The organism is Desulfogranum mediterraneum DSM 13871, from assembly GCF_000429965.1.
GTDB classification, from domain to species: Bacteria; Desulfobacterota; Desulfobulbia; order Desulfobulbales; family Desulfobulbaceae; genus Desulfogranum; species Desulfogranum mediterraneum.
In genome coordinates this window covers 70,961-96,142 of sequence record NZ_AUCW01000014.1, presented here as the reverse complement: position 1 = coordinate 96,142, position 25,182 = coordinate 70,961, and the positions used below count along the sequence as shown (strand labels likewise).

The 25,182-nt window shown below is 61.5% G+C and carries 12 protein-coding genes; 4 read left to right on the top strand and 8 right to left on the bottom strand.

Translation table 11 applies throughout. From position 1 onward, the window contains the following. Positions 1-4: 4 nt before the first annotated feature. Both G494_RS0106900 and G494_RS25230 read right to left on the bottom strand, forming a co-directional pair. Positions 5-1,276, bottom strand: coding sequence for a paraquat-inducible protein A (locus tag G494_RS0106900; protein WP_028583941.1), 1,272 nt, complete (start codon positions 1,274-1,276; stop codon positions 5-7). 61 nt (positions 1,277-1,337) lie between these two features. Beyond that, positions 1,338-4,280 (bottom strand): EAL domain-containing protein, encoded by a 2,943-nt coding sequence (locus G494_RS25230; protein WP_051305471.1) that lies wholly within the window; start codon positions 4,278-4,280, stop codon positions 1,338-1,340. 435 nt (positions 4,281-4,715) lie between these two features. On the opposite strand from G494_RS25230, the gene G494_RS0106885 reads away from it, so the two are divergent. Then, positions 4,716-6,095 carry an MFS transporter gene (locus G494_RS0106885; protein ID WP_028583939.1) on the top strand — a complete coding sequence of 460 codons (1,380 nt, stop codon included), beginning with the start codon at positions 4,716-4,718 and terminating at the stop codon, positions 6,093-6,095. 87 nt (positions 6,096-6,182) lie between these two features. On the opposite strand, the gene G494_RS0106880 is transcribed toward G494_RS0106885, so the two are convergent. Together G494_RS0106880 and G494_RS0106875 are read right to left on the bottom strand one after the other, a co-directional pair. Then, positions 6,183-9,329 (bottom strand): efflux RND transporter permease subunit, encoded by a 3,147-nt coding sequence (locus G494_RS0106880; protein ID WP_028583938.1) that lies wholly within the window; start codon positions 9,327-9,329, stop codon positions 6,183-6,185. 61 nt (positions 9,330-9,390) lie between these two features. After that, positions 9,391-10,581, bottom strand: coding sequence for an efflux RND transporter periplasmic adaptor subunit (locus tag G494_RS0106875; protein ID WP_161629949.1), 1,191 nt, complete (start codon positions 10,579-10,581; stop codon positions 9,391-9,393). A 392-nt stretch (positions 10,582-10,973) separates the two neighbouring features. Between G494_RS0106875 and G494_RS0106870 the strand changes: the two genes are divergently transcribed. The 3 genes from G494_RS0106870 to G494_RS22315 all read left to right on the top strand — a co-directional run bounded on the left by G494_RS0106870 (position 10,974) and on the right by G494_RS22315 (position 17,252). Further along, positions 10,974-12,344 carry a TolC family protein gene (locus G494_RS0106870; RefSeq protein WP_028583936.1) on the top strand — a complete coding sequence of 457 codons (1,371 nt, stop codon included), beginning with the start codon at positions 10,974-10,976 and terminating at the stop codon, positions 12,342-12,344. 183 nt (positions 12,345-12,527) lie between these two features. Beyond that, entirely contained in the window at positions 12,528-14,831 is a 2,304-nt protein-coding gene (locus G494_RS25225) for a mechanosensitive ion channel family protein (protein ID WP_161629948.1), read from the top strand. A 216-nt stretch (positions 14,832-15,047) separates the two neighbouring features. Continuing rightward, positions 15,048-17,252 carry an alpha/beta fold hydrolase gene (locus G494_RS22315; RefSeq protein WP_051305469.1) on the top strand — a complete coding sequence of 735 codons (2,205 nt, stop codon included), beginning with the start codon at positions 15,048-15,050 and terminating at the stop codon, positions 17,250-17,252. Positions 17,253-17,372: 120 nt separating this feature from the next. Here the strand turns inward: G494_RS22315 and G494_RS0106855 are convergent, their stop codons facing one another. From G494_RS0106855 to G494_RS0106840, 4 genes are all read right to left on the bottom strand, one after another. Continuing rightward, the gene (locus G494_RS0106855; RefSeq protein WP_028583935.1) at positions 17,373-19,187 is read right to left on the bottom strand and encodes an AMP-dependent synthetase/ligase; all 1,815 of its coding nucleotides are present in this window, start codon (positions 19,185-19,187) and stop codon (positions 17,373-17,375) included. A gap of 150 nt (positions 19,188-19,337) precedes the next feature. Beyond that, positions 19,338-21,380 carry a 3-hydroxyacyl-CoA dehydrogenase NAD-binding domain-containing protein gene (locus G494_RS0106850; protein ID WP_028583934.1) on the bottom strand — a complete coding sequence of 681 codons (2,043 nt, stop codon included), beginning with the start codon at positions 21,378-21,380 and terminating at the stop codon, positions 19,338-19,340. A gap of 35 nt (positions 21,381-21,415) precedes the next feature. Beyond that, positions 21,416-22,747, bottom strand: coding sequence for an acetyl-CoA C-acetyltransferase (locus G494_RS22310; protein ID WP_051305468.1), 1,332 nt, complete (start codon positions 22,745-22,747; stop codon positions 21,416-21,418). After that, entirely contained in the window at positions 22,744-25,167 is a 2,424-nt protein-coding gene (locus tag G494_RS0106840) for an acyl-CoA dehydrogenase (RefSeq protein WP_035245738.1), read from the bottom strand. The genes G494_RS22310 and G494_RS0106840 overlap by 4 nt, the downstream gene beginning before the upstream one ends. Between the last annotated feature and the right edge of the window lie 15 nt (positions 25,168-25,182).

Here is a 25,182-nt window from a genome sequence, read left to right as displayed (position 1 = left end):
GCCGTTATCGTTGGTTGATGTTGCTGCTTGCATCCCAGAGGAGTCTGGGGTCAAAGGTGATGGCCGCCAGCATGGTGGAGAGCACTACTCCGGTGAAATAGAGGGTTGCCGGTGCGGTCTTGATGGTGGAGAGAAAACCGAACTGGACCAGGCCGCAGAGCAGAGCGATGACAAAGATGTCCAGCATGGACCAGCGGCCGATGAACTCGATGAAGCGGAACATGGCGGCCTTGTGCCGCAGGCCCCGCTGCCAGCGGCAATGGATGGAGAGCAGGATGATGATCATGCCGATAATCTTGAACAGCGGCACCAGGATGGAGGCGGTGAGGATGATGATCCCGATGCCGTAGGAACCATCCTGGAAAAAGTAGACGATGCCGTCCATGATGGTGGAGCGTTCCGGCACACCAAAAGAGGCGACCTCCATGATCGGCAGCAGGTTGGCCGGCAGGGAGAGGAGCATGGCCGTGACCAGCAGGGCCCAGGTCCGGCTGAGGCTGTTTTTTTTCCGGCGGTGGAGGAGGGCCCGGCAGCGTGGACACTTCAGGGGAGGGGGTTGGCCCTGGGGCAACCAGAGGGTCTGGTGGCAGCTGTGGCAGACGGTATGTTTCCTTGGTTGCTCCCGGTTTGCGCTCTCGGGCTCTTCCGGCCCAGGTCGGGCAGGGTCGAGCAGGGCCCAGAACAGGGTGCGGTCAACCGCGCTGCGGGCCGCGATGATCACCAGCACCAGGCCGCTGAAACAGTAAAATCCCAGGTTGAAGTCGATGGTGGCGGAATGGTTCATCTTGATCACGGTGATGAAGACGGCCACCAGGTAGATATCGCTCATGGCCCACTCGCCCAGCTGGTTGTAGTGGCGAAAGAGGGTGGCCAGCCAGGGGGGACGTCGACGGGTGAGGAGCCCCAGTGAGACCAGGGAGAGGCTTGTCAGGAGATAGAGGGGAAAGAGGATCGCTGTGCAGAGGACCACCGTGCCCACCAGCAGCTGTTGCTGCCGGATCAGCTGGAGGGTGGAGCCGATGATCGAGGCCTCGCTCTGACTGCCGAGAATCCCCATGGTCAGCAGGGGCAGGCAGATGGCCGGCAGGTAGAGCAGGAGGCCGGTCAGGCTCAGGGCCATGGTCTTGACCACGGGGTTATGTTTGTCCCGGTGGAGGAGGTGGCGACAACGGGGGCAGAGGGCGGCATGATGTTCCGGAGTCGGTATCGCAGCCAGGATCAGGTCACAACCGGGACAGGCGGCGGCAGGGGGGTGGTGTTGCTGGGTCGAGGACAATGGCTTTAGCTGATGGTTGGGATGGTAAGGGTGCGCCGCGCTGGGTGGCTGAGGCAAGGTTTCATCTCTCAGAACACTCCTCTGCTGCTCCCCGGAGAAAACGGATGATCTCTTTTTCCGGTAATGGCCGGGAAAAATAGTAGCCCTGGGCCTCGTGGCAGCCCAGGGTCTGCAGCCAGTTGAGCTGCTCCATGGTTTCAACGCCTTCGGCAACCACCTTGAGCTCCATCTGTTTGGCCATGGCCGTAATGGTGGAGACAATGCTGCGGCTGTTGCTGTCTTCGGCGCTGATGAACCGCTTGTCGATCTTGAGGGTGGAGACCGGCATCTCGTTGAGGTAACTGAGGGAGGAGTAACCGGTGCCAAAGTCATCGATGGAGAAGCTGATGCCCCGTTGACGGAAGCGGTTCATGGTCGAGAGGGTGTGCTGGATATCCTGCATGGCCGTGGTCTCGGTGACTTCAAAGTCGATGTAGCGATGATCGATCCGGTGTCTTTCCAGGATAGCGTCAATGGTCTCGACGATATCCAGGTTGTTGAAGGTTCTGGGAGCCATGTTGACGCTCACCGGAGCCATGGGCATGGCCTGCCCCTTGAGGCTGTTGAGGAAGATACAGACCTCTTCCAGGACATAGAGGCTCATCTGGTCGATCAGCCCCGACTCCTCGGCCACCGGGATAAACTTATCCGGGGTGATGATCAGCCCGTTCTTCTCCCAGCGGATCAGGGCCTCCAGGGAGGTGGGCTGTTGGCTGACTATATCAATTTTTGGTTGATAGTACAGCAGGAATTCCCGCTGCTCCAGGCCGATGCGGATGGAGTTCTCGATGCGGACATGGGCCAGGAACTTTTCATGCATCTCCTGGGTGAACATCACAAACTTGTTTTTCCCCTCCTTCTTGGCCCTGTACATGGCCAGATCGGCGTTCTTGATCAACTCAGAGGTGGTCTGGCCGTCGTTGGGATAGGTGGAGATTCCGATGCTGGCGTTGATGAAGAGCTTGCCGGCACCGATGGTAAAGGAGTGCTTGAGGCTGTGGAGGATGCGGCCGGCCAGGTTGAAGATCCTGCTCTCATTCTCAATGGATTCGCTGAGCAGGATAAACTCATCGCCTCCCAGGCGGGAGAGGGTGTCCTCACTGCGGATGGTCTGGCCAATCCGTTCCGCCACCAGGATCAGGAGTTGATCACCCTTGTCGTGTCCCAGGGTATCGTTGATGTTTTTAAAGTTATCCAGGTCTATGAAGAGCACTGCCAGGATGCCGGCCTCGCGCTTGGCCCGGGCAATGGCCTTGGTCAGGCGCGATTCCAGGGCGGCACGGTTGGGAAGTTTGGTCAGGGCGTCCCGGTAGGCCATGATCGAGATCTGCTTTTCCCGTCGCTTGAGTTCGCTGATGTCATGGAAAAAGGCAAAGTAGTGGCTGGTGCGGCTGTCCCCATCGCGGATCTCACTGATGGAGAGCCACTCGGGCCAGATGGTGCCGTCCTTCTTGCGGTTCCAGATCTCGCCGGACCAGGAACCTCTTTTCCGGAGCGACTCCCACAGCTTGCGGTAAAAGTTCTTGGACTGTTTACCCGAGTTGAGCAGGTTGGGATTCTTGCCGATGGCCTCTTCTGCCTGATAGCCGGTGATATCGCTGAAGGATTGGTTGACTGCCAGGATCTTGGCCTCGCTGTCGGTGATGATGATCCCCTCGATGGCGTTGTCAAAGATATTCTTGAAGAGCTGGAGATAGTTCTGGGCGCTCTTTCTGGTACTGATTTCCGCCAGCAGCTGCTGCTGGGCCTGCTCTCTGCTCAGGACCTCCTGGCTGAGCTGGCGGTGTACGGCCTCACTGATCTCTAGCTCTTGCTCCGTGCGCAGCCTGGATTGCTCCAAGCGTTCCAGCAGGGTGTTGAAGGCCCAGGCCACCTGCTGCAGTTCGGCGGGATCTCTGCGGCTGACCTGGATGGCCTCTTCCTTGCTGCTCTGCTCAAGGGTGTGGCCGGCAAAGCGGCGAAACGGCCGGCTCAACAGCGCTGCAGCAAGGGTGGCCAGTAGCGGGAGCAGGAGGAGGAGCAGCAGCGCCGGAACCAGGAGGCCTTGCCGCTCTCCGAGCAGTCGACTCAGGCCGCCTGAGGTTGGTCCGGCCATGCCGACAATCAGTTGGGCCCCTTTGATCTCGTGGAAAAAGAGGGTGTTCTTCCGGGGGGTGTCGCCGGATTGATCCATCCAGTCGTAGGAGTAGCTGCCCTCTCTTTGGCTCTGGATGGTCTTGATCAGGGGGCTGAGCTGCTCGGCCGGGCCGGGGCCTGAGGAGGGCGGGCACCAGAGCCTGCCGTCGGGGTAGAGCAGAAAGGGGAGGGCCTGTTCCAGGCCCGGCGGCGGCATCACGCTCTGTTCGATGGCAGGAAAATCCACCAGTTGAGCGGCACTGCTCCAGGGGATGACCGCCACCACCAGCCAGTCCCAGTGTTGGAAGTAGCTGTGGCTGCTCAGCATCTCCAGCGGCTGGGAGGAGAGCTCCGCTCCCAGGGGAAAAAAGTCGAGCCGCTCCATCCGCTGCTGCTCGAGCCTGTGGTCAAGGAGCAGGCGAACAGGCTCCAGCTGGGAAAGATCCCGACCCAGCAGTGCTCTGTCCGGGTGAACCATGACTCTCCCACGGCTGTTGAGGACAAAGATGTAGCCGTCCTGCCCCACCTCCGTACCGGTGAGGAGGTCGGCTGCCAGCCACTGGGCCTCGTCCCTGGACAGGCTGCCCAGGTGATTCTTAGCGGCCAGGGTGATCAGGGACTCCCTGGCCTGTTCCACCAGGGTGGTGAGCACCTGATCCTGGCTCAGCCTGATGGCGGTGGCCACCTGATTGCGCAGGCCGTTGGCCAGCAGCTGGAGTCGGCTGAGTTGTTCGTTGGAGTCGTTGTGGAGCAGGTAGGGCGAGAAGAGAGCCGTCACCCCCAGAGCCGTTACGGCCAGGATCAGGGCCTGGAGGAGGGCGAAATATCTGGTAATGGAAAATGGTCGCATAGATCTTACAAGATCGACTGTGGTGTCGGCGCCCCTGGTCCGTGCCATGGGCTGGATCCGGACCGGAAAGAGCACCTGGTCATGGTCGTATGGGAACGCTCAGCGTCCTGCAGCTCCCTGCTTCCCGGTCTGCTCCTTTCCAGTATAGGCAAAGAAAATGAAATGCACCATTCCATTCTCTCTTTTGCGGCCTGGATCAGCCTCCGGGGTGGGGGGCGTCGGGCGCGATGGCGCTTGGATCTCTTGAGCGAGCAGGCCCTTGAAGGGATCGGTTGCTCTCCGCCCCTGTCTGGGAAAAAGGCGCTCTTTTTGCCGACGGGTGCCAAAAAGAAGTGCAGCAAGGAGGCGGCAGCGGTAAGGTGTCCCCTGTTTTTCTCCTGATCAGCGGCCAACTCCCCGAATGGAGTGATCATCGTGCAACCAGAGAAGCCAGCCATGCAGACAACGATATCTCCCTTTTCCCTGACCAATATCCGGCTGTTCATCCTCTTTCGGGTCCTCTTCAACGCCCGTTTCTACTATCCGGTATTTACCATCCTCTTCCTGGATTACGGCCTGAGTATTGAACAGTTTGCCCTGCTCAACACGGTCTGGGCCTTTACCATCGTTCTGGCAGAGGTACCCTCCGGTGCCCTGGCCGATCTCCTGGGACGCAAGCGTCTGCTGGTGGGCACCACCCTTTTGATGATGGCAGAGATGGCCCTGATAGCCTTTGTCCCCCTGGGCAACATCAGCCTGATCTTTTCCGTCTTCCTGGTCAACCGGATCCTCAGCGGCCTGGCCGAGGCCATGGCCAGCGGCGCGGATGAGGCCATGGCCTATGACACCCTGGTGGAGGCCGGAATCGCCGATCAGTGGCCCCGGGTGCTGGATCTGCAGATGCGGGCCCAGAATATCGGCTATATCTTCGCCATGACCCTGGGCGCCCTGGCCTATGATCCCGGTATGGTCAACACCTGTATCCACTGGCTGGGTTGGGAGGGGAGTGTGGACCAGCAGGTGACCATGCGCTATCCGCTCTACCTGACCCTGCTCCTGGGGATCCTGGCCTGGCTGACCACCCTGCAGATGCGGGATCCCCAGGTGGTCAATGGCAGCATCAACCTGGATACCGCTGGCAGGGTCAGGATGATCGAGGTCCTGCGGATGACCCTGGGTGCAGGGGGGTGGATCCTCAGGACGCCCTTTGCCCTGGCCATCATCCTCTTTGCCATGAGCTTTGATCATACCCTGCGGATGATCGTCACCATGACCAGCCAGTACTATCGGCTGATCCAGCTGCCCGAGGCCAGTTTCGGGCTGATCGGCTCTGCCGTGGCCCTCTTGGGCCTGTTTGTCCCCAGGGTTGCCCGCTGGCTGAGCGAACACTACTCACCCCAAAAGAATGTCCTCCTCCTTCTGGCCCTGGCCCTGGCCACCCTCTTTGGCCTGACCCTCTTCATTCCCTACCTGGGGCTCTTTCCGATGATGCTGGTCTTCATCGGCATGATGCTGACCTCTTTTTTCACCAGCCACTACCTCAACCAGATTACCTCCTCGGATCACCGGGCCACGGTACTCAGCTTCAAGGGGCTGGCCTTTAACGCGGCCTATGGCCTGATCGGGATCTTTTATGCCCTCCTGATCAGCCGTCTCCGGGCGCAGCAGGGGGCGCTTCACCCGGACTGGCTCCCGGAGGAGGTGGGGGATGCGGCCTTTGAGGCCTCAATCTCCTGGTTCCCATGGTACCTGTTGGCGGTGTTGGCCCTGGTGGCCCTGCTCTCCCTGCCCAGGATGAGGAAAAAGGAGTTGGAGCAGATCGGCAAGGGCCGCTAAGGCCTGTTCAGCCCCAAAAAAAAACCTCCCAACTGCTCCGGGGAGGGAGCAGCCGGGAGGCCTGGTTGCTGAACCGCAAGGGGTGGGCTAGAGCAGCTGCCGGTTGCGGACCTCCTCCTCCACATCCACGAATACCTCCCGCAGGGTCTCCAGGAGGACATAGATCACCGGCACCAGCAGGGTGGAGACAAAGGTGGCGGCGATCATCCCGCCCATGATCACCACCCCGATGGAGCGCATGGTCATGGCTCCGGCCCCCGAGGCAAAGGCCAGGGGCAGCACCCCCAGGAGAAAGGAGAGGATCGTCATCATGATCGGCCGAAAGCGCAGCCGGGCAGCGGTGGTGGCTGCCTCGATGATGGCCACCCCCTCCTCCCTTTGCTCCTTGCAGAACTCGATGATCAGAATCGAGTTCTTGGCCGACATCCCGATCAGGAGCACCAGACCCACCTGGGCAAAGAGGTTGAGGTCCAGGCCGGCCAGGTTCTGGGCCACCAGGGCCCCCAGCATGACCAGCGGTACCGGCAGCAGGATCATCACCGGCATCATCCAGGACTCGTACTGGGCACAGAGAAAGAGGTAGACCACCACCAGGGCAAAGGTGAAGACATAGACGGTCATGTTGCCGGCCAGCTGTTCCTGATAGCTCATCCCGGACCAGTCAAAGCCAAAGGTCTTGCCAGGAACCTTCTCCTGGGTGATCTCCGCCATGGCAGCCATGGCCTGACCCGAGGAAAAGCCCGGGGCAGCGGCCCCGTTGATGGTGATGGAGCGGTACATGTTATGGTGCTGGAGGTTCTGGGGACCGATCTGGTAGCGGACCTTGACCAGGGTGTTGAGGGGCACCATCTGGCCATAGACGTTCTTGACAAAGAGGCGGTCGATGTCGTCACTCTCGCTGCGGTACTCCCTGTCAGCCTGGGCAAAGACCCGGAATACCTTGCCGAATTTGTTGAAATCATTGATATAGACCGAGCCTAGGTAGGTCTGCATGGTGGTAAAGAGCTCGGCCATGTTTACGCCCAGGGCAGCGGCCTTCCTGCGGTCGATATCGATGTAGAGCATCGGATAGTTGGCCGCATAGGAGGTGTAGGCCATGCCGATCCGGGGGTCCTGGTTGGCGGCCTGGATGATGGAGCCGGTCCGCTCGATGAAGGTGTCGATGTCGCCAGCCAGGTAATCCTGGTAGCGGAAGTCAAAGCCGCCCACCGTGCCCAGCCCCGGAATGCCTGGGAGGTTGAAGGCCGCGATATTGGCGTCGGTGATGGCCTGGGCCTTGATGTTGATGGTCTTGATGATCTCAGCCGCCGACATCCCGGGTTTACTGCGTTCCTCCCAGGGCGTCAGGGAGATGAAACCTGCGCCGGCGCTGGCGTCCAGGGTGGAGCTGAGGATGTTGTAGCCGTCGATCATGACCACGTCCTTGACCCCGGGAATCCCGGCCACCATCTTCTCCACCTGGCTGCGGACCAGGACGGTCTGTTCGATGGAGGAGCCTGGCTTGAGGTTGAGCATCACCATCAGGGCGCCCTTGTCCTCTTCCGGGACAAAACCTGTGGGGGTGGTGACAAACATCCAGTAGGTGGCACCCAGGAGTGCGAAGAAGGCCAGGATCACCCCGTAGCGGAGCTTGATCAGCAGCCGGACCGTTGCCATATAGATGGTGGTCACCCTCTCAAAGAAGGAGTCAAAGAGCCTGAAGAGGATAAATTTTTTACTGCCCTCTTTGGGGCGTTTGATCAGGATGGCGGCCAGGGCCGGCGAGAGGGTCAGGGCGTTGATCGAGGAGATCAGCACCGAGAAACTGATGGTCAGGGAAAACTGGCGGTAGATGGAACCGGTCAGGCCGGGCATGAAAGAGACCGGCACAAAGACCGCAACCAGCACCAGGGTGGTGGCGATGATCGGGGCCGTCAGCTGGAGCATGGCCTCCTTGACCACCTGGGGGATGGTCAGTGCGGGGTTGTCGTGGATCAAGCGTTCCACGTTCTCCACCACCAGGATGACGTCATCCACCACGATGCCGATGGCCAGGATCAGGCCGAAGAGGGTGAGGAAGTTGATGGAGAAGCCAAAGGCCTTCATGATGGCAAAGGTGCCGATCAGGGAGACCGGCACGGCCACGGCCGCGATGATGGTGGGCCGGACGGCGCCCAGGAAGACCAGGATCACCAGGATCACCAGGACCACGGCAATAAAGAGCGATTCCACCACGTTGTCGATGGCCACCTCCACAAAGAGGGTGGTGTCGTAGGGGATGGTCCAGGAGACTCCGTCCGGAAAGCGGCTCTCCAGTCCCTTCATCTTTTCCACCACCGCCTGCTTGATCTGGAGGGAGTTGGAGCCCGGCAGCTGATAGATGCCGATAATGGCCGCTCCCTTCTGGTTGAGGATGGCGTTCCAGTCATAGCTCTCAGAGCCCAGTTCGATCTCACCCACATCCCTGAGATAGACCAGGGTGCCGTCTTCGTTGTACTTGACGATGATACTGCCGAACTCATCCGTGTTCTCCAGCTGACCCCGGGTGGTGAGCACATATTCGATCTTCTGGTCGCTGAAGGTCGGCGAGGCACCGATCCGGCCGATGGCGGCCTGGCGGTTCTGGGCCTGGACCGCCTCCACGATCTCGGAAGGAGAGAGTCCCAGGGACTTGACCTTGTCCGGGTTGAGCCAGATCCGCATGGAGTACTTCTTCTCCCCCAGGTTGTCGGCCTTGCCGACCCCGGGAATCCGGCGCAGTTCGTCCAGGATGTTCAGGGTGGCAAAGTTGCTGAGGAACTTGTCGTCATAGCGCTCGTCGCCGGTGATCCCCACCAGACAGACCGTGGAGGCCGACTGTTTATCCACCGTTACCCCCTGCTGGCGCACCTCTGCCGGCAGCTGGGGGGTGGCCATGGAGACCTTGTTCTGGACGTCCACGGCCGCGATATCCAAATCATAGCCCGGTTCAAAGTAGACGTTGATGGTGGCCTGGCCGGTACTTGTGGACGAGGACTGCATGTAGATCATGCCCTTGACCCCGTTGATCTTGTCTTCCAGGGGACGGGTGACCGATTCCTCGACGGCGTAGGCATTGGCGCCAACATAGCTGGCCGAGACCATGACCGTGGGCGGGGTGACATCGGGATACTCCTGGATGGGCAGGGTAAGGATACAGACCCCGCCGGCAATCACGATGATCAGCGAGATCACCATGGCAAAGATCGGCCGTTTAATAAAAAAGACAGGTAGCATAGGGTTGCCCTTGATCTGGGGTTAGGGGAGGATAACTATCTGGGCCTGTTGGGTCCTGTACCTATTCCATTTCAGGGAGCATCCCCTTGTCCCGCATGATCGCCAGGACCCCCTTGGTGTCGGTGACATCGTGGGGTTGGACCTTCAGCCCCTCCTTGACCTTGGCCAGACCACTGATGATCACCCGGGTGTTGTCCTCGAGTCCTTGGGGTACGGTCAGGTAGTAGCGGCTGGAATGGCCCCGTCTGATGTCTATCCGGACCACGGTGTCGTTGTCGTCCACCCCATAGACATAGCTGCCCCGCTGGTCATCAAAGACCACCTCGGGCGGGATGATGGTAAAGGGCCGTTTCTGGGTGACAAAGACCTCGGTGTAGACAAAGGTCCCTTCCAGGAGCAGGTGCTCGGGGTTGTCGATCAGGGCCCGCATGGTGATGGTCCCGGTCTGGGGATCGACCCGGTTGTCGCTGAAGTCGACCTGGCCGCTGAAGTGGGGACGTTTGAGGATGGCGGCCATGGTATCCGGGGCCCGCACCCGGGCCTCCATTCGATCCTGATCCCGGTAGCGACGCATGACCTGGAAGACCTCTTCCGTGGGGTTGAAGTAGGCGTAGATGGGGTCATCGGCGATGATGGTGGTCAGGGCCGTGGTCTGGCCATAGCCGACAATGTTGCCGATATCCACCAGCTTTCTGCCGATCCGGCCGTCGATCGGTGCGGTCACCTCGGTGTAGCTGAGGTTCAACTCAGCGTCACGGATGGCGGCCTTATCCCCCAGGATGGTGGCCTCCAGCTCTCCCTGGCGGGCAAGATACTGTTCCAGTGTGGCCCGGGGAGCCAGGCCCTCGGCAACCAGAGGACGGTAGCGCTCGACATCGGCTATGGCCAGGGCCAGGGAGGCCTGGTCCTTCTGGAGCACGGCCTTGGCCCGGGCAAGCTCGGCCTGATAACTGGTTTTTTCAATGGCAAAGAGCGCTTGGCCCTGTTCAACAATATCTCCCTCTTTGAAGAAGATCTTTTCCAGGCGTCCGGAAACCCGGGCCTGCACCTCGATCCGCTTGGTGGCGGCGGTCTTGCCGGTGAATTCCAGCCAGATAGGGACCTGTTGTTTTTTGGCGATGATGGTTTCAACGGGCATGGGCGGCCGTTCTGGCGCGGGTTGGCTCGCCTGTTTGTCGGCCTCATTGGAGCAGCCGGAGGCCATCAACAGCAGGGAGGTGCACAGGGAGAGCAGGAGTAATCTTCGCATCATAGTATTCCTGGCAGTGAGCTTGAACGATCTGGAGCGGGTCCAGCTCAGGAAACAGTTCAGGGCAAAAAACGATCCAGCCTGGTGTTTACTCGTTGGTTCAAACGAGAGAAAAAACATGATTATAAAAATAATTCCCAATAGTTTTATTATTTTTTTTGGCTTTTGAAAAGGTCTGTGTTTGAATAATTGAGAGAAAAATGGTTGGCCGGCAGGATGTCCGGGCCTGGCTGCTCCCCTGCTCCCCCTTTCGCCGGCGCCAGCTGAGCGTGTTTTTCCTTGGCTCTGCAGTTCGGAAGTTATAGTAAAGTTATTATGTGTCATTATTCTAACTCAGTTGCTTCGGGTGTATCTCCGAGGAGCAATCTCTTTTAATACTTACCTGCAGGAAAACAATGAGAAAGGCAACACGCTGGCTCTCCTGGTGGATCGGGTCTACCCTGGTCTTTTTTTTGGCTCAACCCCTGCTTGCTGCGGAAACATCACTGCCCCTGAACAGGGCCGTTGAGCTGGCACTGGCTAATAATCCACAGGTCGAGATTGCCCGGGAACAGTGCGTCCAGGGCCAGGGGGGCTTTACCCAGGCAAAATCAGGCTATCTGCCCCAGGTCTCAGCAGGTGGGGAATATGGGCGCCAGTGGGTCAAGGATCTGCAACCGGAAGATGAGGGCACGGTCGGTCATGGTTCCATCTCCCTTAGCCAGTTGATCTACGACTTCGGCAAGACCACCGGCGCCATCGATGCCGGTCGTTTCCGGCTCCAGGCCGCTGACGCCAACTTTCAGCAGTTCATCCAGGATGTGGTCCTGGACGTGCGTCAGGCCTTTTACACGGTGCTGGAGAAGCGACGCCTGGTCGATGTGGCCCTGGAGGCTGTGGCCAACTATGAAAAGCACCTCTACCGGGCCAGGCGTTACTACCAGGCCGGCGTCCGGACCAAGATCGATGTGACCAATGCCCAGGTCAACCTCTCCAATGCCAAGCTTGATCTTTTACGGGCTGAGTCCAACCTCAAGGCCGCCAGGGTGGATTTTGAGAAGGTGGTGGGCAACAGGCCTCACAATGGCCAATACCGACTGCAGGCCGACGAGGCCCCCCTGGATCAGTTGGCCGCGACCAAGCCGGTGGTGAGCAACTCCCTGGATCTCCTCCTGGCCACAGCCTTTGAGCACCGGGCCGATATGCGCCAGGTCCAGCTGCTCGGTCAGGCCTCTGCGGCCGAGGTCACCACGGCCAAGAGCGGCTACTTTCCCTCCATCGACGCCAAGGCCCTCTATGATACCTATGATACCGACCTGGCCACGCTCAAGGATCAGTGGAACGTCTCGGTGGGGCTGACCTGGGAACTCTTTTCCGGTTTCCGCACCCAGGGAGAGGTGGTCGAGGCCAAGGCCCGTTACCGGGAACTGCTGGCCAGTCTCAACGATCTTCGCCTGGCTGTGACCCAGGAGGTGACCGAGCGCTATCTCCGGGGGGAGGAAAACCGCCAGGCCGTGGATCTGGCCGATGAATCCCTGGGGCTTGCCGAAGAGAACCTTGAGCTGGCCGAGGGCCGCTACAAGGCCGGTTTAAATGATATGATCGAGTTCAACGATGCCCAGCTGAGCCTGACCCAGGCCCAGTCCACCCTGGTGACGACCTATTACAGCTACCTGACTGCCCTGGCGCGGATCGAACGGGCCGTGGGGGTGACCTCCGGCCTGGAGGTGGACCAGGAACAGGAGGTCTACTGCCAGGCCCTGGAGTGGACCGGGGCGGAGGAGTAAGCATGCCTGTGGCCCGGTGGGCTCATTCAATCGGGCGGCGCACGGTCCACGCTGAGGAGTGGGGAGCAAGGCTCCTCACGATCTTGAGAGGAACTGGCCAAGCCCCTTACCAACCCCCCCTTGCATGGGAGAGATGAGATGATCCAGATGTTATCCCGATGTCCACTTTTGTGGGTGCTGCCCTTGCTGCTGTTTTCAGTGATCAGCTTGAATGGCCCCTGTCTGGCGGAAGAGACCAGCAGCGAAGTCGAGGCCAGCTTGAGTGCTGCCGCGACCCCGGCGGAACGGGACGGGATCCTGGCCAGGTTGAGCGATCAGCAGATCCGGGAGCTGCTGATCGCCGAGCTGAGCACAGCCGCAGCCGCTGAGACCGCGGAGCCTGCGATCAGGACCGGTCTGAATGCCCGCCTGCACCAGTGGCTGCACGTCATCGACAGTAGAGAGGGTCAGCTGGAGGTGGGCGCGGTCAGTCTGCTGGGTCGTCTCGACGATGTGCCTGCAGATCTGAGCCGGGTGCTGGGAAGCATCGGCGGTGGCAACCTCGAGCGGACGGCGATCAACCTTGCCCTGATGGTGCTGATGCTGGTACTCAGTTTTGGGGTGGAGTTGTTTTTTCGGAGGCTGGTGGCCAGGACCATCCTTCAACTCCCCCAGGTGGGTGGGGAAGGGGATGGTGGCATGAGCCGGTTGTGGGGAGCCCTGGCGGCCCTGTTGCCTTCGGTGGTACAGATCACCGTCTTTGCCTTTAGCGCGGTTATTCTCTTCTTCCTGGTGGATGTGGAATCTCTGCCTATCCGGCTGACCTTCATGGCCCTTTTGGGTACGGTGATTGCCGGCAGGACCCTGAGCCTGCTTTCCCAGTTGTTTTGCGCCCCCCGTCAGCCGGGGCTGCGCCTCTTTCCCCTGGATGATGGACTGGCCCGTGCCCTGGACCAGGGCATCCGGTTCTTTGTCTGGTATATAGCCGCCACCATGATGTTTATCACCCTCTATCGGGAGCTGGGCGGAGCCAAAGTCAGCATCCAGGCCATGGGGGCCATGCTGGGGTCCCTGCTGCTGGCGCTGATTGCCCTGAAGATGATCGCCAAGAGGAAGGTGGTCCAGGCCGCCCTGCTTCGGGAAAAGGAGGGGGAAACGATCTCCTGGGCCAAGCAGCAGCTTGCCTCCATGTGGCATGTTCTGGCCGTGCTCTATCTCTTCGGAATCTGGCTGATCTGGATGAGTACCCTGGTGACCGGCAGTGGCAAGGATAACGGCGCGCTCCTGATCAGCCTGCTGGTGGTCCCCCTCTACCTGATCCTGGATCAGATCGGTCGCTGGATCATCGGCAACATCATCACCACCCTGGGTATCCAGCGTGCAGAGGAAGATGAGGAGCAGCAGAAGGCGGCCCTGGGCGAGAACTATCAGAGTCCCGAGGAAAAGGCCCGCAGGGCGGATCAGCTGCTGACCCGGGTCTTTCGGGGGTTCATCGCCCTGGTGCTGGTCCTGTGGGTGCTGGCCCTCTGGGGATTTCAGTTCCCCTTTGCCCTCAACATCGTCAACGCCGCCTTTGATATCATCGTTACCCTGGCCCTGGCCCTCTTGATCTGGCGATTGGTTGCCCGCTATATCGAAGGCAAGCTCGCCGAATCCATGCCTGAAGAGGAAGAGGGGGCAGCAGATGACGGCGGCGAGTTCGGCAGTGCCCGGCAACTGGGCCGCTCCTACACCCTGCTGCCGATGATCCGCAAGTTCATCGCCATTACCATGCTGGTGATGGTGGCCCTGATCGTGCTCTCCTCCATAGGTGTGGATATCGGCCCCCTGCTGGCCGGTGCCGGGGTGGTGGGCCTGGCCGTTGGCTTTGGGGCCCAGAAGCTGGTCAGCGATATCCTCTCCGGGGTGTTTTATCTCCTGGATGATGCCTTTCGGGTGGGGGAATATATCCAGGCCGGTTCCATCAAGGGTGCGGTGGAGGGTATTACCCTAAGGAACGTGATGCTCCGCCATCACCGGGGGATGCTCCAGATCGTACCCCACAGCGAACTGGGGACCATAACCAACTTCATGCGTGGGGGGATCGTGGTCAAATTCAACCTTGAATTTCCCTATGATACCAACGTGGATCTGGTTCGCAGGATCATCAAGAAGGTGGGCCAGGCCATGCTCCAGGACGAAGAGCTGGGCCCTGATTTTATCCTGCCGGTCAAGTCCCAGGGGGTGAGTGAGATCACCAACTCGGTGATGGTGATCCGGGTGAAGTTTACCGCCCATCCCGGTCGTCAGTTCCTTATCCGCAGAGAGGCCTATCGTCGGATCACCGAGGCCCTGGCAGCCAAGAATATCCACTACGCCCATCGCAAGGTCATCGTCGAGGTCCCTTCGGTCAGCGAGCAGGCCCTTTCCCCCGGGCAGCGGCAGAGTATCGCCGAGGCCGGTGCCGCCGCCGCCCAGGCGCTTCAGGGGCCTGGTTCCCAGGAGGGTGGACAAACTCAACCCGCCTGATGCCTTGGGCAGCTTCCCTCCACCTCTGCCACGGCAGGGGCGGTGGGGAGTTTCATTTTCCCCCTTTGCCGCAATACCCTTCCTGCCGGCCGCTCAGCCAGCGGCAGAGGGCTGCCGCCTCCCTGCCTTGATCAATCCGGTTAACGGCCCTATAGTATATTGTAACTTCCCGTACATTCAGCAGATCTGCTTGGAGCTCAACCGGAGCACTCTTCTATGAACCGTTCTGCGTATCTGACCACAGGACTGGCCATCAAAACGCTCTCCCGTCTTTCCAAGGCGCGTATCGCCATCCACGGCCAGGAACACCTGCCTGACGCACCGGTGGTCTTTGTGATCAATCACTTCACCCGGATTGAAACCTTTCTCCTGCCCTATCATCTCTTTGTCCTCACCGGCACCCCCATCTGGTCCCTGGCCAATGCCGATCTCTTCCAGGGTGGTTTCGCCCACTTCCTGGAACTGGTGGGGGCGGTGTCCACCAGAGACCCGCTGCGTGATGAGTTGATCATCAAGACCCTGCTCACCGGCGAGGCCAACTGGATCATCTTTCCCGAGGGGAGCATGATCAAGACCAAGAAGATCATGCATGGCTCCAACTACATGGTCGCCAATCCCAAGGGGATGCGGCAGCCCCATACCGGAGCCGCCACCCTGGCCCTGCGGACCGAGCTGTTCAGGCGCTACCTCCTGCTCCATGCCCAAAAAGGGTCACCCCAGGTCGGCTGTACCCTGGACTACCTGGAGCTGAAATCCCTGGAAGAGGTCCTGGGCAAGAGCCCCATGATCGTGCCGGTCAACCTGACCTACTATCCCATCCGGGCCCATGAGAATTTTGCCTCCACCCTGGCGGAGAAGATGATCAAGGATGTCTCGGGCAGACTCCTGGAGGAGTTGATGACCGAGGGGACCATGCTCTTTTCCGGGGTGGACCTGGATATCCGTTTCGGCCCCCCCATCGATGTGGCCGCTGCCCTGGATGCGGCCATCTCCGACCGTAGCCTGCTGGACTCCTCCTTTTCCAGCTTTATCGGGGCCCCCTTTTTCAGCGCATCCCTGCGTAAGGCGGGCAAGGCATTGATGCAGCGCTATATGCATAGCATCTACACCATGACCACGGTGAATCATGAGCACCTCTTTGCCGCCTTCTTACGGATGTATCCCTATAAAAAGATCAAGGTCAGCGACCTGCAGCGGAGGGTCTACTACGGGTCCCTGCTGCTCCAACGTACCGCCAACCAGGAGATCTATCTCCATAAATCCCTGCAGGAGGATCAGAGCCATCTGGTCAGCGATGACCGCTTCGCTAAATGTGATAACTTCTTCCAGCTCGCCCGGGACAAGGGGATCGTCAGCCAGGAGGGGGAGATGCTGGTCCGGGACCGCTCCAAGCTCTCTGCGCCGGTGAGTTTTCATCGGGGCCGGATCGATAATCCGGTGGAGGTGATTGCCAACGAGGTCGAGCCCCTGAAGATCCTCCAGAAGGTGGTCTTCTCCCTGGCCTGGCAGCCCGATTTTTTGATCAGGCTGACCCTGAGCCGCTACCTGCTGCGCAAGGCCAGGGAGGAGTATCAGCGGGCTCTCCTGCAGTGGGGAGACCAGTCTCCCTTTGCAGCCAAGCCCCAGCCTCAGCGGTTCTATCCCAGCCTGCGGCGACGCACCGGTATCGTCCTGGTCCACAGCTACCTGGCCAATCCCGGTGAGGTGGAACAGTTCGGCCGCTATCTCCGGGGACTGGGATACTGGGTCTATCTGCCCCGTCTGGCTGGGCACGGTACCTGTGCCGCCGATCTGGCCCAGTACCACTACCAGGACTGGCTCAACGGGGTGGAGCAGGGCTATGCCCTGTTGCGTAACCTCTGTTCCAGGGTCGTGCTGGGCGGGCTGTCCGTGGGCGGCTGCCTGGCCCTGCACCTGGCCTCAAGGGTGAGTGATCTGGCCGGGGTCTTTTCCCTGGCCGCTCCCTCTCGACTCAAGGATTACTCCAGCCGCTTCATGCCCAGCCGGGATGTCCGCCAGCAGATGGTGCGCACCATGAAGGGGACCTCGGCCGAGAAACAGTTTCTGGCCTTCAGTGCCGACCAGCCCCATATCAACTACAGTCACAACCCGGTCCATGGGATTCGCGAGGTGGGGCGACTCCTGGAGGATCTCCGCCCTCGCCTGGCCAAGGTTACCACACCGACCCTGTTGATCCACGGTGCCCAGGACTCCCTGGTCAGTGCCAAGGGTTCCAGGCGACTCTTCGAGGGGCTGGGCAGCCGGCGTAAGGAGTACTGTCTCTTGGGCACGGATCGTCATATCCTGACCCAGGGGGATGACAGGGAGCAGGTCCTTGCCAAGGTCAGGTGCTTCCTCGCCCAGGTGAGGCGCGGGACCCGGATCGGTGAAGGACAAGACCGGCAGCCAGGTCTGGGTTGACTGCTTCGGGACAGTGGCGGCCAGGCTTGGATAAGCGTGCGGCCCGGGGTGTTGTCCCCTGATGATGCTCTTCCCCTGCCATCAGGGGAGATGCAGGGGAGATTTGGAGCAAGGGATCGTTTACCCCGGTTTTGGGGAGCTCGCCTGGTACATGGCCTTGATGGCCGGCTCCATCCGGGCGGCGACCTGCTCCCGTTTGATTTTCAGGGTTGGGGTCAACAGCCCGTTTTCCACGGTCCATGGCTCCAGGGTGAGGGCCACCTCCTTGATCCAGGCAAAGCCGGGAAAGGGGGTGAGCCTGGCCTCCACCCTGCTCAGCACCGCCTGTTGGACCGTCTCTGAACCAAGGGATGCCTCGCTGTAGGGGAGTTTGAGTTCTGCACAGAGTTTGTTCCAGTGTTTGCGGTTGAGCACCGCCACCATGGTGAGGTAGGGGCGGCCCTCGCCCACCACCATGACCTGTTCCAGGAGGGGATCGGTGGCCACTGCCAACTCCAGGTCCACGGGCGCCACCTTCTCGCTGTTGCTCATGACGATGATCTCTTTGAGCCGGCCGGTGATCCGGATCAGGCCCTCCCTGATCATGGCCTTGTCGCCGGTGTGCAGCCAGCCCTGGTCGTCGATTATCTCTGCGGTGGCCTCCGGGTTCTTCCAGTAACCGAGCATCACGCAGCTGCCCCGGACCAGGAGCTCATCGTTGCTGCCCACCCGAACCTCTACGCCGGGCAGGGGCGGGCCCACCGTGCTGGGCTCGTTGCGTTCCGGCCGGTTGACGCTGACCACCGGGCTGGTTTCGGTCAGCCCATAGCCTTGGAAGAGCGGCAGTCCCAGGCCGATAAAGCATTGAGCGATCTTGGGGGAAAGGGGCGCGCCGCCGCTGATGATGACCCGCATCCGGCCCCCCAGCTGTGCCCGCACCTTGCTGCCGATGAGCCGGTCCAGCAGGGGGTGGAGCAGCAGCTCGGGGCGCCAGCCCTGGCGGCCCTGGGCATGGCGAAAACGGCTCCAGCCGATCTTCACCGCCAGGGCGAACAGCGTTCTGGCCAAGGGCCCTCTGTTCTGGAGGGACTCTTCAATCCGAGCATGGATCCGTTCAAAGATCCTGGGCACCGCGATCAGGGCGGTCGGCTGCAGCTGCTGAATATCCTCGGCCAGCTGGGGGATGGAGCGGGCAAAGGCCACCGTGGCCCCGGCCATGATGGCCAGGTAATAGCCCACGGTGCGCTCCAGCATATGGGACATGGGCAGAAAGGAGAGAAAGAGGTCATCCGGGTAGATGGCGATGGCCTCCAGACCGGCATAGCTGTTCTCCAGGATGTTGCGATGGCTGAGCATGACCCCCTTGGGCGGTCCGGTGGTGCCGGAGGTAAAGACGATGGAGGCCAGGGTGTCGCCGTCGTGGCCCCGGGGAGCGATGGGCTCGGCCAGCCGGTTCAGCCAGTCGCTGGCGCAGATGATCCTGGTCTCCTGATCCTGGGGTCTGCAGTGGTCCAGGGTGACGATGGTCTGGATATGCTGTAGCCGGTGGAGGACGGGGTCCAGATCCTTCCAGTAGGCCAGCCCCGGACAGAGCAGCACCCTGGATTGGGTGGCCTCCAGGATATAGGCGATGTTTTCCGGCCGATCGTTGGCAAAGAGGGGGACCACCACCAGTCCCAGGGCCAGGGCAGCCAGATCGAAGCAGGCCCACTCCGGACTGTTGGCGAGCATCAGGGCCACCCGGTCACCGGGGTTGAGTCGTTCATGGCGCAGGGCCGTGTACCAGCCGGCCAGCCGTTGCTGCATGGCCTGCCAGCTGAGCTCCTGCCAGCTGGAGTCGTGGTGGTCAAAGAAGCGGTAGGCGATCTGTTCCGGGGTCCTGGCGACCCGTTCCAGAAAGAGCTCATGGATGGTCTGGACCTGGTTGGGGGTGATATAGTCGGTTGCTTGGTGCATGGATGGTCTCCTCGCAGCTACGGATTGACTGGAACCGCCGACAGGGGGGGCCTCCTCCGGCGCCTCCCCTTTAAGAAAATGGGTATCTTGGACAAAGGGTTCTCTGTTTCAAGCCCAAGCATAAGAACAATGACTTGAGTTGCCCTGGGCTCAGGCGGCCATGAGCTGCTCCCATCCCGGATCAGGGGTAAAACGGGGACCAAACTGCTGTTCCAGTCGGCGCAGTCGGGTCAGCAGCATGCCTGCTCCCTGGTCGTGGAGATAGTGGATCAGCCCGCCCCGGAAGGGGGCAAAACCGGTGGCAAAGATCATCCCTGCATCGAGAAGGTCCCCGTCGTCGACCACCCCTTCCCGCAGGCAGGTGACCCCCTCGTTGAGCAGACGCAGAAGCAACCGTTCCTCCAGCTCTTTCGGAGGGGCGTGCTTGGGATCTGGTGTGGGTTTCAGCGCTTTGTGGGCGTGATACTCATAGTAGCCTGCCCCGCTCTTTTTACCCAGGCGACCGGCCTCGATGAGCTCGGTCAGTCGTCTGGGCATGTACTCTTCACCCTCGGCAGCCATGAAACGGGCCACCGACTGGCAGATGTCCAGGCCAACCAGGTCGATCAGCTCGATGGGGCCAACCGGCATGCCGAACTCTTCGGCCACCTGGTCAATGAGCTGGGGGGCGATCCCCTCGGCCTCCATCAGGGCCGCCTCATGGAGGTAGGGCATCAGGATCCGGTTGACCAGGAAACCCGGGCCGCTCTGCACCGGCAGGGGCAGTTTGCCGATGGTCTTGGTCAGCTGAATGGCCTTATGCTGTTGCTCTTCAGTGGTATAGGAGGTGCTGACCACCTCCACCAAAAGCATCTTGGCCACTGGGTTGAAGAAATGGAGACCCAACAGCCGTCCCGGATCCTCCAGGGCTGCGGCCAGGGTCTCGATGGGGATGGAGGAGGTGTTGGTGGCCAGCAGGGTGCTGGGCTTGAGCCTGGGCTCCAGGGAGCGGAGGAGCTCCTGCTTGGCCGTGACATCCTCAAAGATGGCCTCTATGACCACCTCGGCCCTGGTCAGCCCGTGCCCCTCCCGGTCCGGGGTGAAACGGTCCAGGGCCGCCTTAACCAGATGGGGGGTCTTGAGTTTACGGCGAAAGAGGTCGTGGCTGCGCTTGACTGCCCGGGCCAGGACCTCGACGGAGGTATCCTGGAGAGTCACACGCAGCCCCTTGAGGGCGCACCAGGCGGCAATGTCACCGCCCATGACCCCTGCCCCGATCACGTGAATATGTTGGGGTGCGAAGCTGCGATCCGCGGGCAGGGACTTGAGCCGTTCCTGGAGCAGGAAGGCCCGGATCAGGTTCCGGGCCGTGGGGCTTCGGATCAATTCGGCCACCGAGGCGGCCTCCTGAGTCATCATCCTGGCCGGCTTGTTGCCATATTCTTCCCAGAGTTTCAGCAGGGCAAAGGGGGCCGGATAGTGCTCTTCCCTGACCTTCTGACGGAGCTTCCTGCGTGCCATTGCAGCGACCAGCGGGCGCACCGGGCTGCTGTTAACCAGCCGGCAGCGCCAGTTCGGCAGCGCGGATGGAGGGGTTTGGATGAGGTGCTGGACCGCTGTCTGGAGCAGGCGTGGGGCCACGGCATGGGTGATCACCCCGGCCCGGGCCGCCTGGCGGGCAGAGAGGGTCCTGCCGGAGAGCATCAGGGGCAGGGCCCGGTCCCCTCCCAGCAGGCGGCTGAGCCGGACCGTGCCGCCAAAACCGGGATGGATGCCCAGCTTGACCTCTGGCAGGCCGATCCGGGTGGCCGGGGTATCGGCGGCCAGCCGGTAATCGCAGGCCAGGGCCAGCTCCAGTCCTCCCCCCAGACAGAAGCCGTGGATCTGGCAGATGGTGGTCATGGGCAGCTCTTCGAGCTGGCTGAAGATCTCCTGGCCCTGCCGGATCAGTTCCAGGGCCTCCTCCCGGGAAGAGAGCCGGGTAAAGGAGTGGATGTCTGCCCCGGCAATGAAGCCGTTTTGCTTGGCAGAGCTGATCAGCAGGGCCGTCGCTTGGTCCCGGCGGCAGCGCTGCACCAGGGAGCCCAGCTCTTCCAGCACCTCCCGGCTGAGTACATTGGTGGATCGGCCGGCCACGTCGATGGTGAGGCGGCAGAGCTTATGGTCATCAATCCGGTAGTGCCAGTGTTGACAGGTGCTGGTGGGTGCATCCATGGCAGATCTCCGTAGGGGGCGTTCTGGGGAGTGCTTCAGCTCTCGGCTGTGACTGACGATTGGTATTTGTTGGAGCAGGCCTGGTTCCTGAGCAGCATGGCGCCGCCTTGGCCGCCGCCGATGCAGAGGGTGGCGATCCCCAGCCGTGCCTGCTGGCGGCGGAGCACATGGAGCAGGTGGAGTACGATCCTGGCCCCACTTGCTCCCACCGGGTGTCCCAGGCTGATGGCGCCGCCATCGATGTTGATGCGCTCCTGGTCAATGTTGCCCCAGGGAATGGGGCGCTTGAGCTGACTGGCGCAGTACTCCGGGTCAGCAAAGGCCTTGAGGCAGGCCAGGACCTGGGCAGCAAAGGCCTCGTTCAGCTCCCAGTAATCGATATCCTCGAGGCCGAGGTCATTCCGCTCCAGCAGTGGAGCGACGGCATGTACCGGGCCCAGGCCCATCTGGGCCGGATCCAGCCCTGCCCAGTGGGTGTCTTCGATGGAGCCCAGAACCTCCAGCTGGAAACGATCCACCGCCTCTGCCCCGGCCAGGAGGAGCAGGGCCGCGCCATCGGTGATCTGGGCGCCGTTGCCTGCGCTTATTCGGCCGAATCTGGGGTCAAATACCGGTCTGAGCCTGGCCAGCCGCTCCAGGCTGGAGTCCCGGCGGAGGCCGTCGTCCTCTTCATAGACCTGCCCCGAGGGTGCATAGAGCGGCACCACCTCATCCAGCCAGCCCTGGTCCATGGCCCGGGCCAAGCGTTGATGACTGCGCAGGCTGTAGCGGTCCATCTCCCCACGGGAGATGGCGAACATCTCGGCCAGGATCTCGGCAGTCTGGCCCATGTTGAGCCTGACCACCGGATCGGTCAGTCCCTGGAGGATGCCGAAGACCAGCCGGAAGTGGCCGGGGCGCAGCTCCAGCAGCCTGCGGAGCTTGGCCAGGCCGCCCCTGGCCCGGGTGAAATCGCTGAGCCAGGCCACCATCTTCGGGTTGACCAGCACCGGGGCGTGGCTCATGGCATCGACTCCGCCCACCAGCACCAGGCTGGAGTGGCCGTCACGGATCCGGTCGGCACCGGTCTCCAGGGCCTGCATCCCGGAGCCGCAGTTACGCTGTACGGTCCAGGCCGGCACCCTGGGGCCGCAGCCCAAGCGCTGGGAAAAGACCCTGGCAATGTTGACCTCGTCAGGGGCCGGGATGACGCTGCCGATGATCACCTCGCTCAAGGTCTCGGGGGCAAAGGGCTGGCGGCCCAGCAGGGTCCTGCCGGCAGCCACCAGCAGATCGGCGGCAGCAAAGGGGCCTGGTCGGCCTGTGGCCTTTAAGAAGGGGGTGCGGCAGCCGTCGACGATGTATACCGCTGTCTGTTGTCTGTTCATGGGTCACTCTCCGCTGAGAGGGAGGCAAAGTCGTCCACTGCGATGATCTCCTGGCGGCAGCTCTCCTTGCTGAGGAGCAGCTCGATCTCCTCCGGGGGCAGCAGTTGCCGTTCTCCAGCCTCCTGGATTCGTCCGAGCCGGTCACGGGCGCTGAAGCTGTTGCTGCGCACGGCCTGGTGAAGACGCTCCTCCGCTCCTTGGGACTGTTGTTCCAGTTTCAGAAAATGGTCCAGGCGGTGGAGTGGTTCGTCCGGATCCTGGGGCAGGAAGACCTCGGAGGTCAGTCGGTCCCTGGCCGCCGAGGCGCTGAGGATGACCCCTGCCACCTCTTTGCCCAACTGGTCATCGGGTGGGGCAAAGCTTCTCCCCAGGGGGAAGATGGTACGGGCCAGCAGCTGACCCAGGATGGGCTGGGGGAAGTTGCTGCACAAGGCCAGCAAGCCTTCCTGGGCCCCGTAGAGGCACTTTTGGCAGCCCCAGTCAACCAGGGGCAGATCCTCGGCAGGTTCACCCTGGTCATGGAAATGTTTGATCACCGCCATGGCCAGGAAGATCTCGCCCAGGACGTCGCTGAGGCGGCCGGTCAGTTTTTCCCGCCGTTTCAGCTCGGCCCCCAGCACCAATAGGGCCAGGTCTCCGGCCAGGGCAAAGGCTGCCGACATCCGGCTCAGCTGACGGAGGTAGCTGCGGGTCGCCTGGTTGCCCGGGACCCTGAGCAGCCTGCCGGCTCCGAGTCCCAGGAGCAGACTGCGGCTGAAGTTGCTGCTCAAAAAGCCCAGGTGACCCATCAGGGCACGGTCAAAGTGCGCCGGATCCTGGTTCCGGATGGCATCGATCTCCTCCTTGATAAAGGGGTGGCAGCGCAGCAGGCTCTGGTTGAAGATGATAAAGGTGCGGGTCAGGATGTTGGCCCCCTCCACGGTGATGCCGATGGGTATGGACTGGTAGACCCTGCCCAGGAGGTTGCGTGGTCCCAGGCAGATGCCGGCCCCGCCCTGGATGTCCATGGCATCGTTGATCACCCGGCGCATCAACTCGGTGAGCTGGTACTTGACGATGCCGGTGACCACTGCCGGTCGCTGGCCCTGGTCGATCCCCTGGACCGTGATGGCCCGGGCGCTGTCCATCAGGTAGGTGTTGCCGGCAACACGGCTCAGGGCCTCTTCCACACCTTCAAACCTGTGGATCGCCAGGTTGAATTGCTGCCTGGCCACACCATAGGCGCCCACGGCCCGGCTGGCCAGCTTGGCCCCGCCGGTGGAGAGGGCCGGCAGGGAGATGCCCCGACCTGCGGCCAGGGCCTCCATCAGCATGGACCAGCCCCTGCCCAGGCCGGCCTCCTCGCCGATCACCATGGAGAGGGGGATAAAGACATCGTTGCCGCTGTTGGGGCCGTTCTGGAAGGGACAGTTCAGGGGGAGGTGGCGGTGGCCTGTCCGGATGCCGGGGGTATCACGGGGGACCAGGGCAAAGGTGATGCCCAGTTCCCGACGACTGCCCAGGATCGCGTCCGGGTCGTAGAGCTGAAAGGCCAGGCCGAAGAGGGTGGCGATCGGGCCCAGGGTGATATAGCGCTTGTCCCAGTTGAGGCGAATACCCAGGGTCTGCTCCCCCTGATAGTCGTCGTAACAGAGCACCCCGCTGTCCGGGGTGGCGCTGGCATCGCTGCCTGCCGTGGGGCCGGTCAGGCCGAAGCAGGGGATCTCCTCGCCGCTGGCCAGGCGAGGCAGGTAGTACTCCTTCTGCCGCTGGCTGCCATGGTGAAAGAGCAGCTCTGCCGGCCCGATGGAGTTGGGGACCATCACGGTCACCGCCACTGCCACGCTGCGGCTGGCGATCTTGGAGATGATGGCCGAGTGGGCCGTGGCAGAGAACTGGAGTCCGCCGTATTGGCGGGGGATGATCATCCCGAAAAAGTTGTGCTCCCGGAGAAAGGTCCAGAGCTCCGGGGGGAGATCCTGACGCTGGTGACATATCTCCCAGTCATTGATCCTTTGGCAGAGTTCTTCCGTCGGCCCATCCAGAAAGGCCTGCTCCTCAGGGCTCAGCTGGATGGGCGGTGGGGCGAGCAGCTCTTCCCATGCCGGGGAACCGCTCCAGATCTGCTGATCCCACCAGACCGTCCCTGCACCCAGGGCTTCCTCTTCGGTGGCACTGATCCTGGGCATGATGGTGCCGGCGCGGGCAAAGATCTCCCCGCTGAGGAAACGTTGCCTGTAGGGGGGGTGGTTCAAGAGGGTTGCCAGGGCCAGGGCGCCTGCCAGGAGCAGGAAGAAGGGCCAGAAGCCGGGTGCAGCCAGCGAAAACCAGACCAGGATTGCGCCGATGAAGAGGATGGATCCCCTGATCAGGGAGACCCGGAAGAAGGAGAGTGCCAGGAAAAGAGCGATAAAGATCAGAACGAGAAGCAGATACCCCATGCCGTACCTCCGGAA